This window comes from Burkholderia sp. AU30198, assembly GCF_020419825.1.
In the GTDB taxonomy this organism is placed as follows: domain Bacteria; phylum Pseudomonadota; class Gammaproteobacteria; order Burkholderiales; family Burkholderiaceae; genus Burkholderia.
Genome location: NZ_JAIZSA010000004.1, coordinates 362,938 through 377,418 on the forward strand (window position 1 = coordinate 362,938; position 14,481 = coordinate 377,418).

Genomic DNA, 14,481 nt, shown 5'->3' on the forward strand with positions numbered 1-14,481 from the left:
GGGCCGCTTGGGGCGGCTTCACTGGTGTGACGAACGGCGCGGCCGATTTTTTACCGTTTTGTACTCAAAGCCCCGGTGAACGCATTTTTTTGACGTGCGGCTAAATATTTGCGCGGCCCGTTCGTCTATCAGGGAGGAAAGCCGGAACGGGGCCCCGCCTCGCCCGCTGCTTTCGCGTCAGTTTTGCCGTTTCCGCGTTTTCGCTTGCCTTCCCTTTACCGACGTTGCCGATGACAGCCGCCCACGAGCCTTCTTCCCCGCCGTCCCTCGATGCTTCCCCCGGCCGCCCCGCGGCGCGCCTGATCCTTGCGCTGTTGCGCGAAAGCCGCGTGTCGCTCGCGCTGGCACTTACCGCGTGCGTGCTGAACGGCGTCGCGAGCGTGCTGCTCGTCGCGACGCTGAACCGCGCGCTCTCGCAGCCGGGCGCGGCCGATGCGTCGCTCGCGTGGCGCTTCGCGCTGTGCGCGGTGATCGCGCTCGTGACGCGGATCGTGTCCGGCACGCTGTTCGCGCGCCTGTCGCAAGACACGATGGCGCGGCTGCGCGTGCATCTCGCGCGGCGCGTCGGCGCGGCCGAGCTGCGCGACATCGAGCGGATCGGCGCGGCGCCCGTGCAGTCGGTGCTGACCGATGACGCGACCAACGTGTCGATGCTGTTCTTCGCGCTGCCGAACCTGGTCATGCACGGTTCGATCGTGTTCGGCTGCCTCGGCTATCTCGCGTGGCTGTCGTGGCCGGTGTGCCTGCTGGCGCTGGCTGCGATCGTCGCCGGCTCGCTCGGCTATCACACCGGCGACCGCCGCGCGATCGCGTCGCTCGAAGCGGCCGGCCAGGCGCAGGACCGCCTGTTCGGCTATCTCGGCTCGCTGTTTTCCGGCGCGAAGGAACTGAAGCTGCACGATGAACGCGCACGCCAGTTCGTCGACGGGCAGCTCGGCGCCGCGATCGGCGAAGTGCGCGACCACCGCCGCCGCGCGTTCAGCGCGTATGCGGTCGGTGTCGGCTGGATCATCTTCCTGTTCTATGCGTTCCTCGGCGTCGCGTCGTTCTGGCCGCAACTCGGCGTGCATGCCGATCCGGCCGCGGCCGCCGGCTACGTCGTCGTGTTCCTGTTCATGCTCGTGCCGCTCGACGGGCTGCTGAACAACCTGCCGACCGTCAACGCGGCACGCGTGTCGCTCACGCGGATCGAAGGCGTGATGGCCGAATTCGGCGCGCTGCGCACGGTGCCGCCCGCGTCCGACGCGCCCGACGTACCGCCGGCCGGCGCCGTCACGCTGCGCGGCGTCACGCATGCGTACTTCCATGAACGCGACGAACGGATGTTCAGCATCGGGCCGATCGACCTGACGATCCAGCCGGGCGAGCTGGTGTTCATCGTCGGCGGCAACGGCAGCGGCAAGACGACGCTCGCGAAGGTGCTGACGGGGCTCTACGAACCCGAGGAAGGCACGATCGAGGTCGACGGCCGCACGATCGGCTGGCGCGAGCGCGCCGCGTACCGGCAGCGCTTCAGCGCGGTGTTCAACGATTTCCACCTGTTCGATGCGCTGCTCGGCATCGTCGATCCCGACGATCCATCCCGCGCGCAGGCCGATGCACGTGCGAACGCGCTCGTCGCGAAGCTCGCGCTCGATCACAAGGTGAAGGTGGTCGACGGCGCGTTCTCGACCCGCGCGCTGTCGACCGGGCAGCGCAAGCGGCTCGCGCTCGTCGTCGCGTACCTGGAGGACCGGCCGTTCTACCTGTTCGACGAATGGGCGGCCGATCAGGATCCGTCGTTCAAGGCGGTGTTCTACGAGCAACTGCTGCCCGAACTGCGCGCGCGCGGCAAGGCCGTGATCGTGATCACGCACGACGACCGCTACTTCGATCTGGCCGACCGTTTGCTGAAGCTCGACAACGGGCGCATCGTCAGCGACACGACGCCGGCGCGGTCGCGCGCGCAGGATGGCGTCGATGCGCTGAGCGCGTAACACGGCAGTCGATGGAAACAATCGCCGACGCGCTGCAATCGCAGTGCGTCGGCGATTTTCGTTTCAGCAGGCAATGTTTCGGGCACATGGCGCGATCGTGGAACGGCCCGGGCCGTTCACCGCGCGTCAGACCGACCGCACCGCCCTGCCCGTCGAGAGCACAGTCGAAGGCATGTCATCCGCCGATCGGCCGCCGCTTGCTCAACGCGTGGCCGGCAGCTTCAGCATCGTATCGGCCATCACGTCTGCCAGTTTCAGCGCCGACATCGGCCCGCCGAATCCCCAGATATTGCGTTCGATGAGCGCGATCCGGTGTTCCCGCATTGCGGGCACGAAGCGCCACACCGGCGAATCGAGTTTCTCGGACAGCGGCACGTCCATTCCCGATGCAGTCACGAACATCACGGCCAGGTCGCGCTGCCTGAGCAAGTCGGCCGACGTCACGTACAGCGTGCCTTCCCGCGTCGGCTTCGTCGGCCACGAATCGAGCCCGAGCGCCCGCGCGAGGCCCGCCGACGTGCTGTTGCCCGTATAGGCCCAGTAGCGGTCGGGCAAGCCGAGGTCCTGCAGCAGCGCGACACGCTCGCCTTTTCTGCCAGCGGCCGCGAGCCGCGCCGCATTGCGCGCGATGCCCGCATCGAGTTGCGCATCGACCGCCTGCGCACGCGCGTCGCGCCCCGTCACCGCCCCGATCGTCCGGAAGATCTGCCGCATCCAGTCGAGCTGCGTGACCGGCACACCACCGTCCGACACGTTCGGACTGAACTGGAACAGGATCGTCGGCGCGATCCGGTCGAGCGCATCGAAAATCGGCGCATGCCGGAAACCGACGCCGATGATCAGGTCGGGCTTGACCGCCGCGATCGCTTCGAGCCCCGGCTCCTGGCGCGAACCGATGTCGGTCACGTTCGCGAGCCGCTCGCTTTGATAGCCGAGCCAGCCCGGATAGAACGCCGTATCGGCCATCCCGACCGGCACGATGTCGAGCGCGATCACGCTTTCCGCGAACATGAAGTCGAGCGCGACCACGCGTTGGGGGCGCACCGGCATCGTCGCGCTCGCCTGCGAGACGACGGGATTGCCGGCCAGCGACACCGCGCCCGGCGGCCGCCCGCCCTGCGCGCGATGGGCATCGAGGGGCGCGGCAACGGCGCCGGATGATGCGGAAAACGCGCCGCAGCACGCGGCACCGAGCGCCGCGAGTGCGCCGAGCGCATGCCGGCGGCCGGCATCCATCACCGGATCGCGTCCTGCTCGGCCAGCGCCGCGTCGTCCATCGTCAGTAGCAGGGGGCAGCTTCCACACAGTTGCGTTTCTCCAGGAATTTCATAGCGCAGGCAGCACACGCGGCGCGCGCGAAACGGCGTCGGCAGCAGCGCCGAGCGCGGCACGGCATCGCGCACGGGTACGCGCAGCGGATTCGGTTCGCCGTGCACGCAGCTCGAACCGAACAGCCAGTCCGCATCGCGGACGGGATCGGTGGCGCATGGCAGCGAACGATACGTATCGAGCAGGTAGTCGAGCAGGTTGCCCGCGTTGCTCCACAGCACGCGTGGCGTGACGCGGCCCATCGCCGCGAGCAGGTCGATCACCGCGCCGAGATGCGCGACGAGTCCCGCATAGCGAGGCGCGGGGTCGTCGCACGGTGCGCCGAGCGCATCGTGCAGGAAGTACAGCGCGGCGGGCATCCCGTCGTCGAGCGCGACGAACGTGCGCTCGGGCGTCATGTCGAGCGGCCGGCCGAGCGTCAGCGCGGCGACGACGCCGGCCGGCGCCGCGCGGCCGAAATAGTATTTGCTCCATTGCGACATCAGCGCGCGCGCATGCTGCACCGGATCGCCGCCGTAGTGACCGACCATCGCGTCGAGGATCGCGTTGCGGTGATCGGGCAGCGTGCTGACGGGTACGACGATCCGGCCCGGCGCATCGTGAGCATCGTCCGGCATGCCGAGCCAGACGACGTCGAGGTGTTCGGCGAACGGTTCGGGCGCGAACGCCGAGAAGCGCGTGGCGCGCGCGCCGTCGAGCGACGGCGTCATCGCCCTGCGCGCCGGGCGCGGCGCCCCTCGAGGATCAGCAGCCCGAGCAGGTACGGTGCGCCGATCAGCGCGGTCAGCACGCCGGCCGGCACTTCGCGCGGCGCGACGACCGTCCGCGCTGCGAGATCCGCCACGCCGAGGATCAGCGCGCCGCACGCAGCCGCGAGCCACAGCCGCGTACGATGCCGGCGTGCGCCGAGCATCGTCGCGACGTGCGGCGCCATCAACCCGATGAAGCCGACCGGCCCGACCGCCGCGACGGCCGCGCACGCGGCGAGCGTCGCGATCGTCAGCGCGAGCGGCCGCAGCGCGGCCACCGGCAGGCCGAGCGCGGCCGCCTGGTCGTCGCCGAGCGCGAGCATGTCGAGCGGTTTCGCGAGCCACGCGAACACGGGCACCGCGAGCACGCACCACGGCAGCAGCATCGACACCTCGCCCCAGCTCCGGCCATAGGTGCCGCCGACGAGCCACACGACGAAGCGCGCAGGCTGCACGCTTTCCTGCGTGATCAGCCATTGCGCGAGCGTGCTCCACAGCGCGCCGATCACGATGCCCGTCAGCGCCACCGCGAGCGGCGCATAGCGATGCCGGTGATTCAGCGCGAGCGTGATCGCAAGCGACAGGCCGCCGCCGATCAGCGCGGCGGCCGCGAGCGTCACGTGGCCCATCAGCGGCCACGTCGACAACGCGAACAGCGTGACGAGCCCCGCACCCTGCGTGACGCCGAGCACTTCGGGGCCCGCGAGCGGATTGCGCACGACGCTCTGCATCGCGACGCCGCTCACCGCCAGCAACGCGCCGGCGAGCAACGCGCACAACAGGCGCGGCATGCGCAGGTCGATCAGCATCCGCGCGAGCGCATCGTGACCGGACAGCGCCGCGGACCAGCGCGCGATCGACAGCCACTCGGGGCCGGCCGACACGCCGACCAACACGACCAGCGCGCCTGCCACGACGAACAGCACGGTGCGCAGCGGCCAGCCGAGCCGTTCGAGCCAGCCGACGAGCCGCGTCGAGCCGCCGCCCGCCGTGCGTTCGGCATCCGCGTGCAGCACGCCCGACCACGCGGCACCGCGCCGGATCATCGCCAGCATCAGCGGCGTGCCGACCAGCGCGATCGCGACGCCGGTCGACAGCGTGGCATCGAGACCCGACGCAAGCACCGCGCTGTCGGTAACGAGCACGAGCGCCCCGCCCGCGAGCGCCGACAGCGGCACCAGCACGCCGAGCCGCGCCGCGCGCGCGCCGCGCACCTGGCGCAGCAGGTTCGGCGCGACGAGGCCGACATACGACAGCGGGCCCGCGATACTGACGGCCACGCTCGTGAACGCGACCGCGACTATCGTCGCGGCGAACCGCGTCGCGTCGACGCGCACGCCGGCCGCGGCTGCCGCATCGTCGCCGAGCGTGAGCGGATTCAGCGGCCGGATCACGAACGGCAACGCGATGAGCGGCACAACGAGCCAGCGCGCGGCGAGCGCGAGGCCCGTCGCGCCCGGCTGATAGAGGCTGCCGTTGGTCCACAGCGCGGCACCCGCGATGTTCTGCTCGAAGAACGCGAGCACGAGCGTCGACAGCGCGGCGAACAGCAGCATGCACACGCTGCCGGCGAGCACGAGGCGCAACGGCGTCGCGCGCCAGCCGCCGGCCGCGACGATCGCGCAGGCGGCCGCGGCCAGCCCGCACGCGAACAGCAGCGGCACCGATGCAACACCGGCCAGCGCCGGCACGAGCATCGCCGCGAGCAGGCCGAGCTGGGCGCCACCCGTCACGCCGAGCAGGTCGGGCGACGCGAGCGGATTGCGCGTGAGCGACTGGAACAGTGCACCCGCGATGCCGAGGCAGCCACCCGCGACGAGCGCCGCCGCGACACGCGGCAGGTTGAGGTCGAACAGGAACACGTGCGCGAGCGCGGCGGCATCGCTGCCGGGCACCGCGTCCCACCACACGCGCAGATCGGGGGCGACGCGCAGCGCCGCGAGTGCCGCGATCAGCGCGACCAGGCCAATCGCGATCGTACCGGCCCGGCCCGCTGCCGAGTTCTTCCCCGCCGCCGCGAGGCGCTTGCGCGTCGCGAGCGTGGTCATACGGCCAGATCCCGGTCGAAGACGCCGGCCGCCTGCGGCGCGCCGTCGGTCGACGGCCCGTAGGCCGGCACGCACATCGGTGCGCCCGTCTGCGGATGCGCGAGCTTCAGCATCTCGACGCCGAACGCCGCACGCAGCCGCGCCGGTTCGAGCATCGCATCGGGCGAGCCCTGCGCGACGAGGCGGCCCGCGCGCATCAGCACGATCTCGTCGCTGTACGCGGCCGCCTGGTTCAGGTCGTGCAGCACCCACACGATCGTCAGCCCGCGCGCGCGGTTCAGCGCCCGCAGCGCATCGAGGATGTCGAGCTGGTGATGGATGTCGAGATAGGTCGTCGGTTCGTCGAGCAGCACGATCGGCGCCTGCTGCGCGAGCGCCATCGCGATCCATGCGCGCTGACGCTCGCCGCCGGACAAAGCGCCAACGTCGCGGCTCGCGTCGTCGGCGAGGCCGCTCGTCTCGAGCGCCTCGTCGATCGCCGCATGGTCGGCCCGCGACAGGCCGCGCAGGAAGCCGCCGTACGCGTAGCGCCCGTACGCGACGAGCTCGCGCACCGTGAGGCCCGACGGAATCTGGTTGAACTGCGCGAGCATCGTCAGCTCGCGCGCGAGCGCGCGACGGCGAAACGACGCGAGCGGCTGGCCGTTGACTTCGACATGGCCGGCACGCGCGGGCTGCAGGCCCGCGAGCGTGCGCAGCAGCGTGCTCTTGCCGCAGCCGTTCGGTCCGCACAGCGCGGTTACGCGGCCGGCCGCGATCGACAGGTCCAGCCCGTCGATCACGACATGGTCGCGATACCCTACCGACAGCCCGCGCGCGGCAAGCGCGGCGGTACTACGCGTCATCAATCCTCCGTTCGGTCACGCGGGACCGTGTAACTCTGCGCCATCGCGACGACGACCTTGCGCGGCCCCTCGAACGGGTCGCGCGCATGCGCGGTCAGCATGTTGTCGAGCATCAGCACGTCGCCCGTGCGCCACGGGAACACGATGCGCTGCTGGTCGAGCACGCCGCGGATCTCCGCGAGCGCGTCCGCTTCGAGCGGTTCGCCGTCGCCGTAATACACGTTGCGCGGCACGTTCTCGAGCCCGACCGCGTCGACGAGCGCTTCCTGCATGTCGTCGTCGAGCGCCGACAGGTGAAACAGGTTCGCCTGGTTGAACCACACGCGGTCGCCGGTACGCGGATGGCGCGCGACGGCCTGGCAGCGTTCGCGGGTGCGCAGCAACAACTCGCCGTCGTCGTCGGTGCGCCATGTGCATTCGATGCCGCGCGCCGCGCACATCCGTTCGACCTCGGCCGGCTCGTCGGTGCCGAACGACTGCTGCCACGGCAAGTCGAGCCCCTGCCCGAAATTGCGCACGTACAGCAGCTCGCGCTTCTCGAAACGCGCGACCAGCGCCGGATCGAGCGCGCGGTACACAGCGCGGCTGTCCGCGATCGGCGTCGCCCCGCCCTTCGGCGCCGCGAGCGCGCAGTGGAACCAGATCCGCAGCGGCCATTCGCGCGTGTACGACTGCTCGTTGTGCAGCGGAATCGCGCGGTGCGGCGGGTATTCGGTCGACGTGTAGACCGCGCCTTCGACCTGGCTGCGCGGCGTCGATGCGTATTCATAGCCGATCAGCGGATCGCCGAACGACGCCGCGAACTGCTGGAACGCGTCGATCGACGGCACGTGAAAACCCGTGAACAGCACGCCACCCGCCCGTTCGAGCGTGTCGGCCGCGATCTCGCGCGCGAGCGGCGCAACGTCGTCGATCGACATCCCGTCGCTGCCGCGCGGCGACACGACGGTGGGCAGCCCCGGCTCGATACGCAGGTCGTCGAGCGTCGGCAACGTAAGCAGGGTCATGCAACGTCCTCTTCAGGTGGCGCGCCGGATCGCGGCGCAGCGGGTCACGACGCGCGCGATGGGCGCTCGCCGTCCATCGCGCGGCGCAGGCTTGCGGGGCGCATGTCGGTCCAGACGGTCTCGATGTGCGCGAGACAGTCGGCTTTCGGGCCGCTCACGCCGACCTCGCGCCAGCCGGCCGGCACGGGCCGGAACGTCGGCCAGATCGAATACTGTTCTTCGTCGTTGATGACGACCGTATAGACGAGATCGTCGGTGTCGGCGGAAGGCGTCGTGGCTTGCGTCATGATCGGAAATCGCTGAGGCGGTTGAAGGTGGCGAAGCGGCGGTGTCGGCCGCTCCTGTCTGATAGACGTCTGGCCGGCGCGGTTTTTTACCGGCGCCGTGCGCGGCCGCCCAGGAACACCGGGCACGCGACGCCGCGATGGCACGCGTCCAGGCATTCCGCGCAGTGGCGCTCCGCGTCGCGCACCATGAAATGCACGAGCGTCTGCGACACGTTCAGCGCGCGCGCCGCGGTCTGCAGCGTCTCCTCGCGCAGCCGCACCATCTCGAAGGCCGCGCGGCTGCGTGCCGGCAGGTCGTCGAGTGCGGCCCACACGCGCCGCAGCGTGTCGCGCGTCAGCAGCACGGCTTCCGGCGTCGGCTCGGGCGACGGCACGTCGAAGCCGTCGTCCTCTTCCGTGTGATAGACGTTCTCGAGGCTTTGCCGGCGGCATGCGTCGATCGACGCATTGCGCACCATCCGCGTCACGTAAGCGACCGGCTGGCGCACCGCGTCCTGGTTCGGGAATTCGACGAGCTTCACGAACACGTCGTGTACGACATCCTCGGCGCGGCTCGCGCAGCCGACGAAGCCGCGCGCGACGTTGACGAGCATCGCGCGATGCGAGATCAGCACGTCGAGCAACGCACCCTGCGCACGGGGCTCCGCGGTACGGCACGCACGTAGCGGCCGATCGGTATCACGGCCGAGGAACGGGTTCGCCGCTGCCGCCGCCGGTCGGTCGAGCACTTCCGCCATCGCCATCGATCTGCTCCGTCAAATTCCGAGATAGCGCAATTTAACGTAAACGCAAATCATTCTCAATACGATTACGAGATGACCCTTTCGACTGTCAGGATTTGTCTGAATAATCGCCGGAATCGTTGCCGGGACAGACGGGACGTGTGCCACGGGTCCCGGCACGCGGCCACTGACGCGTCTGTTCGGCGCACACGGCTGCCGCTTGCGCCGACACGATCTTTCACGGTTCTGACGAAACGCCTGCGCCTGTCATGCGCGGTAGCAACTTATTACCACGTGAAATTTTGAGGGCTCGTACGATCGACATGCCGTTTTTCAAGGGAGAACAACATGAAATCCATCGTGTTATCCGCTGTCATGGTTGGTGCGCTGTCGAGCGTGATGCTCACCGGTTGTGTCGCCTATCCAGGACCGGCCGAAGTCACGATCGGCTGGCATGGCGATCGCTACTGGGACGGCAATCGCTACTGGGAGCGCCGCGACTGGGAGGCTCAGCATCCCGTCGGGCATGACGACCGCCGCGACGATCGCCGGGATGACCATCGCGACGATCAGCGGCCGCAGTGGTAATGCACTGCCGCTCCCGTGCCCCGCTATTCAATGACAGGATCACTACATGAAGACGCTACTCAAAACCCTGACCGTCGCGGCGCTCGCCGCCGCCGTGCTCGTGCCGGCCATCGCCGAAGCGCATCCGCACCGGGTGTGCCACTTCGACCATCACCATCACAAGATGTGCCGCTGGGTGCGGTAAACGAAACAAGGCGCCGGGGGAACCGGCGCCTGTTTTTCAGGCTGCGTCGACGCTACGTGCGTTGAACCGCTCGCAGTTCGGTCGGCCCGATATGCACCTGCCAGAACAGCGGCCGGTAATCGTTGTCGAGTTACGCCTGCCCGGTCATGAGGCTCCCGTCCGGACCGATTGCCCGTGTCGTATCCAGTTGTTGCCCGCCGCGCGAGACACCCGCGGCATCGAGCAGCGTAGGCAGGCCTCGCATGCCGCCCGACGGTGTCCAGATGAAGGTGCGCACGATACCGCGTGCACCGTTCCCCGCTTGCCCCACGGCGACGAGCCGGCCATGCTCCACTCGCTACCTCGCTACCTCGCTACCTCGCCGCCCCGTGCGAGCGCATCCGAGTTCAATAGATGAACAACCGGATCGTCGCCGTTGCGTTGAACCGCCCGATCTTTGGCGGTCCGAACGACTTCAGCACCGCGTCCATCAATACGCTCTGGTTCATCACGTTCGACGGGAATTGCGCCAGCGTGAACTGTTCATTGAATGGAATCGCCTTGCCCTTGCTGTCTTCGATGCCGATACCGAAATTGCTGTCCTGCGCGGGCACCAGCAGGCCGTTCTGCACCGGCGAGCTCGTTTCGAAGTACCCGTCGACCTTGACCGTGACGTTGCATTTCTTGGTCAGCGACAACGAGAACCGTTTGCGCGGCACGGCCGGCAGGAAGCCGTTGCGAACCGCCTGCACCGAGCCGAAATCGACGACGCCCGGTTCCGGCGTCACCAGCACGTCGACAAAGCACGGTGTCGGCTTGAGATTGCGCATGCCACTCAGGCGGTACTGGAAGCTCGGGTTGATCTCGTTCAACCCCTTCGCGCCGTCGAACTGGAATACCGTGTAGATGTCGCTCGGTGGCTGCGTCCAGGAGCCGCGCTTGCGGACGACGACCTGATAGGAAATGTTGATCGAAATCTTCGGGCAGAGCCCCCATTTCAACTCATCGTCGGTGCATGCCGGCACCGTCTTGTGCGTCGGCACGCCCGTGCCAGGCTGGCTCCCCGCACCGAAATGGTCCTGGCCTTCGTACCGGATGCCGATTTCGAGCCCCCAGGCGGCCGGGGTCTGCTTGTTCGGATTCGCGTAGAACGAGATCGGATCGTCGATGTCGATGTTGCCCCGGCCGCCGAGATCCTTGAAGCAATAACCCGTCGTCGTGCGCACCGGCGACACCCAGATCACGTAGCCGTCGGGCGCGTCGGTCGGATAGGAGGCGACCCCGCCGATCGATTCGGTCATCGACGTCGCACCGCTGCTGGTCACGCAGCGCACGGCAAACGCCGGCTGCACGGCGGCAACCAGCACCATGAAGATCGCCCAGCGCAGCCACGACGCCATCTTCCGCACGCGTCGGTCCGCTCGTGCACGCTCGCTCATTTCTTCACGCTCGTGCAAGCACCCGCCTCGCACGCATACTCGACGGCCACCTGCCCGCCGAAATCGTCGATATGCGTGACGAACAGCGTCGACGGCATCGCGGCCTTGAACGGCACGTCGGCCGTGCTCATCGGGCTCACCATCACCGGCTCCAGCGGCACAGGCGTCTTCTGTGCGCCCGACGTCACGTCGACCACCGTCACGTGGTACGGCGTCGGGTTGTCGAACACCAGCTTGTGCGCGGCCGCGTCCACACGCAGCGTCATCGGCAGCGTCCAGTCCTCGTCGCGCACCGGCTGCACGGCCTTCGGCCGGTAGAACAGCTTCATCTGCGTATGCAGCGCGATCTGCAGCGAGTTCGGCGTATCGCTCTTCGGCGGTACTTCGCGGATGTTCAGGTAGAACACCGTTTCGCGATCGGCCGGCAGCTCGGCACCCGGCAGCCTCGCGATCCGCAGCACGTTGCGCTCGTTCGCCTCGACGCGTTGCAGCGGCGGCACGACCATCAGCGGCGACGTGATCTTGTTGTGCTTCGCGTCCTCGAGCCACGACTGCACGAGATACGGATAGGTCGTGCTCTTGTTGGTGATCGTGACGATCGCGGCCTGTTCGCCTTCGTTGAAGATCACGCGCGTGCGGTCCGGCACGATCGCTGCCTGTGCGGCACCCGCGAGCAGCGTGCCGGCGGTTGCGAGCACGCACGCGGCGCGCCGCGGAAAGGAAAGGGAGAAGGAATGGTTCATCGCTGGATCCGTGGAATCATCGTTCGACCCGCGCGGCCGCTGCATGCGACTCGCCGCCGGGCGTCTGGCACGTCACCGGGATCGGCGTGCCTTCGAGTTGGAGCTGGTTCGGCAGTGCGTCGACCGTACAGAGCGTGCGTTCGCCCGCCCGCACCGCGAGCGTGGATTTCGGCTGAACCTGGGTCAGGAACGCCGCGCCGCTCTCGCCGACGATGCCGAGCTCCTTGCCGTTCGCCGCGTCCTGCACGGATGCGCCGAACGGCAGCGGCTTGCCGGCCGCATCGGTCAGCGTCAGGTACAGGTTGCTGCCACGCGCGGCGGCGAACTTCGCGTAGCCGATCGCGCCGTCGGTCAGCACCATGCGCTGGATCGGGTTCGTCACCTGCACTTCGAGCGGCAACTTTTCGACGTTGACGGTCGCGTCGTACACGTTGTACGGCGAGATGCCGTCGAGCACCGCATAGCCGCGCGAATCGGTATGCGTGAGCGAGCCGGACAGCGGCACGTCAGGCACGCCGTCGGTCGACACCAGCAGACGCGTATCGCCCGCATTGCCGTTCGCGTGCGCGGAGATGCCGTACTGCGTCGCGACGAACGACCCGTCGACTTGCAACGACGCGGCCGCATACGAGTTGGCCAGTGTCGACGCCTGCGCAGTGAGCTGGTAGGCCGACGTGCGTTGCCGGAAGCTCGCGTTCGCCGATGCGCGGCCATCGGTCGCGCCGGTGTTGATCTGGTAGGTGCGGCCGTCCGAGCCGTCGTAGATGTAGCCCGCGTTCACGCTCGTGCTGCCGCTGCCCGTCGTCACGTTCGACGTGACGGTGTGGTTGACGCCGATCGGCAACGTCGCGGTGATCGAAAACTGGTTGCCGCTCGCGCCCGCGCTCTGCGTGCGGAATGCCGACACGTTCACGCTCAGGTTACGCAGCGCGCCGACCGAGAACGAACGCGTCAGCGTGACGCCGACACGCTGCTCGGACGCGCGCGCCCAGTAGGTCGTCTGGTCGTACGAGAAATAGGTCGACGTATTGCCGAAGCGCTTCGACATCGATGCCGAATAGCGCTGCTTGCTGTTGGCGAGACCGTACGAAGTCGGGTCGCCCGTGAACTGCGCGAAGTTCGTGTACTCGCGCTCCGAAAAACGGTAGCCGAAGAAGCGCACATCGGCGTCGAGCGTGTCGAAGTGCTTCGAATAGTTGACGCGGTACGAGTTGCCGTTGCGTGTCGCGCCGTTCCACCACAGGCGCGCCCGCGCATGCGTGACGTCGGCCGACAGCGCGCCGAACGGTCCGAAATCGCGGCCGAGGCCCAGCGCGATCGACGTATAGCCCGACGCGGCAATGAAACCGCCGTACACGGTGAAGTCCAGCGGCAGGCCGTATGCCGCCTCGCCGAAGCCGAAGAACGGCGTGATGCCGGCACCGCCGAACTGGCGCGGCTTGCCGAGCGCGACCTTGTAGCGCAATTGTCCGGTACGCGCGAGGAACGGCACGGCGGCCGTCGTCACCTGGAAGCGCTGCACGCTGCCGTCCTCTTCCTCGACCGCGACGTCGAGCGTGCCCTGCACGCTCGTGTTGATGTTCTGCAGCGCGAAGGCGCCCGGCGACACGCGCGTCACGTACAGCACGCGGCCCGCCTGCGACACCGTCACGGTCGCGTTGGTGCGCGCGACGCCCGAGATCAGCGGCGCATAGCCGCGCATCGACGGCGGCAGCATGCGGTCGTCGCTGCGGATCGACGCGCCCGTCAGGGCGAACGTGTCGAAAATGTCGGAGCTCAGGTAATCGTCACCGAACGTCGCCGTCGACTGGATCGACGGCAGCGCGCGAAATGCATAAAGCCGGCTGAAGCGGAACGTGCGATCCGCGTATGCCGTGTTGCCCACGTTCGACTGCGCCTGGTAGTCGCCGCGAAAGCGCCACGCGTCCCAGTTCGCGCCGATCGTCCCGTAGGCCTGGATCGAATTGGTCTGTCCGCCTGTCGCGCCGAAATTGCGGTTCGTATTCGCGATCACGCGATAGTCGAGCATCGCGCCGGGAATCCCTTCGGACCAGTTCTCCGGCGGCAGGTAGGTCGAATCGCTGAACTCGAGCGCGGCCTGCGGAATCGTGATCTTGAGCTGCCCGTCGCTCTTCAGGTAGCGCACCGTCGCCCCTTCGATGGCCGTCAGGTCGACGCAGCTTCCGCCCTGGAAGCGCGGCAGATCCTTCGCGAGCGACGGCTTCAGGCCGAACCGGGCGACGAGTTCCGGACGCAGGCAGGGCTTGCCCGCACCGGACGCGTCGACGGCCACGAACTCGATCGCCTGCAGCCCGAGGAACAGGTCGTTGACCTGCACGTCGAGCATGTACTCGCCCGGCAGCGTGAAGTCGGCCTGCGAGAACTGCGACAGGTCGACGTTGTTCGTTCCATCGATGTCGAGAAACGACGAATTGAATTCCGTCGCATGGCTCTGGCTGCCGACAACCAGCACGGAGACGCAAAGGAAGGAATGTCTGATTCGCACGCGGCGCTACCGGAAGTCCGAGGAGAAGAGAACGGGGAGGAAAGAAGAAGGAGGAAGGGATGCCCCCTCCTCCGATACC

Annotated in this window: 13 protein-coding genes; 3 read left to right on the plus strand and 10 right to left on the minus strand. The window is 68.2% G+C overall.

What is annotated here, in order from left to right; genetic code table 11:
- Nucleotides 1-230: 230 nt before the first annotated feature.
- Nucleotides 231-1,976: a cyclic peptide export ABC transporter gene (locus LGN19_RS12630; RefSeq protein WP_122945324.1), complete on the plus strand. Its 1,746-nt coding sequence runs from the start codon at nt 231-233 to the stop codon at nt 1,974-1,976.
- A gap of 201 nt (nt 1,977-2,177) precedes the next feature.
- Here the strand turns inward: LGN19_RS12630 and LGN19_RS12635 are convergent, their stop codons facing one another.
- The 7 genes from LGN19_RS12635 to LGN19_RS12665 all read right to left on the minus strand — a co-directional run bounded on the left by LGN19_RS12635 (nt 2,178) and on the right by LGN19_RS12665 (nt 8,984).
- Nucleotides 2,178-3,212: an ABC transporter substrate-binding protein gene (locus tag LGN19_RS12635; protein WP_264173019.1), complete on the minus strand. Its 1,035-nt coding sequence runs from the start codon at nt 3,210-3,212 to the stop codon at nt 2,178-2,180.
- Nucleotides 3,212-4,015 (minus strand): siderophore-iron reductase FhuF, encoded by an 804-nt coding sequence (fhuF, locus tag LGN19_RS12640; RefSeq protein ID WP_226214976.1) that lies wholly within the window; start codon nt 4,013-4,015, stop codon nt 3,212-3,214. Before fhuF ends, LGN19_RS12635 begins: the two co-directional genes overlap by 1 nt.
- On the minus strand, nt 4,012-6,102 hold the full coding sequence (gene fhuB, locus LGN19_RS12645; protein WP_226214978.1) for a Fe(3+)-hydroxamate ABC transporter permease FhuB: 2,091 nt from the start codon (nt 6,100-6,102) through the stop codon (nt 4,012-4,014). The genes fhuF and fhuB overlap by 4 nt, the downstream gene beginning before the upstream one ends.
- A complete protein-coding gene (locus tag LGN19_RS12650) occupies nt 6,099-6,947 on the minus strand; it encodes an ABC transporter ATP-binding protein (protein ID WP_174959789.1) in 849 nt (282 codons plus the stop codon). Before LGN19_RS12650 ends, fhuB begins: the two co-directional genes overlap by 4 nt.
- Nucleotides 6,947-7,954, minus strand: a complete 1,008-nt coding sequence (locus LGN19_RS12655; RefSeq protein WP_226214986.1) for a TauD/TfdA family dioxygenase — start codon at nt 7,952-7,954, stop codon at nt 6,947-6,949. Before LGN19_RS12655 ends, LGN19_RS12650 begins: the two co-directional genes overlap by 1 nt.
- Nucleotides 7,955-7,998: 44 nt before the next feature.
- Nucleotides 7,999-8,241: an MbtH family protein gene (locus LGN19_RS12660; RefSeq protein ID WP_174959785.1), complete on the minus strand. Its 243-nt coding sequence runs from the start codon at nt 8,239-8,241 to the stop codon at nt 7,999-8,001.
- 86 nt (nt 8,242-8,327) lie between these two features.
- Nucleotides 8,328-8,984: an RNA polymerase factor sigma-70 gene (locus tag LGN19_RS12665; RefSeq protein ID WP_122945317.1), complete on the minus strand. Its 657-nt coding sequence runs from the start codon at nt 8,982-8,984 to the stop codon at nt 8,328-8,330.
- A gap of 327 nt (nt 8,985-9,311) precedes the next feature.
- On the opposite strand from LGN19_RS12665, the gene LGN19_RS12670 reads away from it, so the two are divergent.
- Nucleotides 9,312-9,551 (plus strand): hypothetical protein, encoded by a 240-nt coding sequence (locus LGN19_RS12670; protein WP_174959783.1) that lies wholly within the window; start codon nt 9,312-9,314, stop codon nt 9,549-9,551.
- 46 nt (nt 9,552-9,597) lie between these two features.
- Nucleotides 9,598-9,735 (plus strand): HHHH-motif protein, encoded by a 138-nt coding sequence (locus tag LGN19_RS12675; RefSeq protein WP_011351930.1) that lies wholly within the window; start codon nt 9,598-9,600, stop codon nt 9,733-9,735.
- A gap of 386 nt (nt 9,736-10,121) precedes the next feature.
- Here LGN19_RS12675 and LGN19_RS12680 read toward each other — a convergent pair whose 3' ends face one another.
- The 3 genes from LGN19_RS12680 to LGN19_RS12690 are packed head-to-tail and all read right to left on the minus strand — an operon-like array spanning nt 10,122 to nt 14,369.
- On the minus strand, nt 10,122-11,153 hold the full coding sequence (locus LGN19_RS12680; protein ID WP_226214988.1) for a fimbrial protein: 1,032 nt from the start codon (nt 11,151-11,153) through the stop codon (nt 10,122-10,124).
- Nucleotides 11,150-11,896 carry a molecular chaperone gene (locus tag LGN19_RS12685; RefSeq protein ID WP_226214990.1) on the minus strand — a complete coding sequence of 249 codons (747 nt, stop codon included), beginning with the start codon at nt 11,894-11,896 and terminating at the stop codon, nt 11,150-11,152. Before LGN19_RS12685 ends, LGN19_RS12680 begins: the two co-directional genes overlap by 4 nt.
- Before the next feature lie 16 nt (nt 11,897-11,912).
- The gene (locus tag LGN19_RS12690; RefSeq protein ID WP_226214992.1) at nt 11,913-14,369 is read right to left on the minus strand and encodes a fimbria/pilus outer membrane usher protein; all 2,457 of its coding nucleotides are present in this window, start codon (nt 14,367-14,369) and stop codon (nt 11,913-11,915) included.
- Nucleotides 14,370-14,481 lie beyond the last annotated feature (112 nt).

Excerpts from the sequence above, each read along its gene's own strand:
- LGN19_RS12660 (WP_174959785.1), bottom strand. The coding sequence starts at position 8,241 with ATGACGCAAGCCACGACGCCTTCCGCCGACACCGACGATCTCGTCTAT.
- LGN19_RS12630 (WP_122945324.1), top strand. The coding sequence starts at position 231 with ATGACAGCCGCCCACGAGCCTTCTTCCCCGCCGTCCCTCGATGCTTCC.
- LGN19_RS12650 (WP_174959789.1), bottom strand. The coding sequence starts at position 6,947 with ATGACGCGTAGTACCGCCGCGCTTGCCGCGCGCGGGCTGTCGGTAGGG.
- LGN19_RS12665 (WP_122945317.1), bottom strand. The coding sequence starts at position 8,984 with ATGGCGATGGCGGAAGTGCTCGACCGACCGGCGGCGGCAGCGGCGAAC.
- LGN19_RS12670 (WP_174959783.1), top strand. The coding sequence starts at position 9,312 with ATGAAATCCATCGTGTTATCCGCTGTCATGGTTGGTGCGCTGTCGAGC.
- LGN19_RS12685 (WP_226214990.1), bottom strand. The coding sequence starts at position 11,896 with ATGAACCATTCCTTCTCCCTTTCCTTTCCGCGGCGCGCCGCGTGCGTG.
- fhuF (WP_226214976.1), bottom strand. The coding sequence starts at position 4,015 with ATGACGCCGTCGCTCGACGGCGCGCGCGCCACGCGCTTCTCGGCGTTC.
- LGN19_RS12635 (WP_264173019.1), bottom strand. The coding sequence starts at position 3,212 with ATGGATGCCGGCCGCCGGCATGCGCTCGGCGCACTCGCGGCGCTCGGT.
- LGN19_RS12655 (WP_226214986.1), bottom strand. The coding sequence starts at position 7,954 with ATGACCCTGCTTACGTTGCCGACGCTCGACGACCTGCGTATCGAGCCG.
- fhuB (WP_226214978.1), bottom strand. The coding sequence starts at position 6,102 with ATGACCACGCTCGCGACGCGCAAGCGCCTCGCGGCGGCGGGGAAGAAC.
- LGN19_RS12675 (WP_011351930.1), top strand. The coding sequence starts at position 9,598 with ATGAAGACGCTACTCAAAACCCTGACCGTCGCGGCGCTCGCCGCCGCC.
- LGN19_RS12680 (WP_226214988.1), bottom strand. The coding sequence starts at position 11,153 with ATGAGCGAGCGTGCACGAGCGGACCGACGCGTGCGGAAGATGGCGTCG.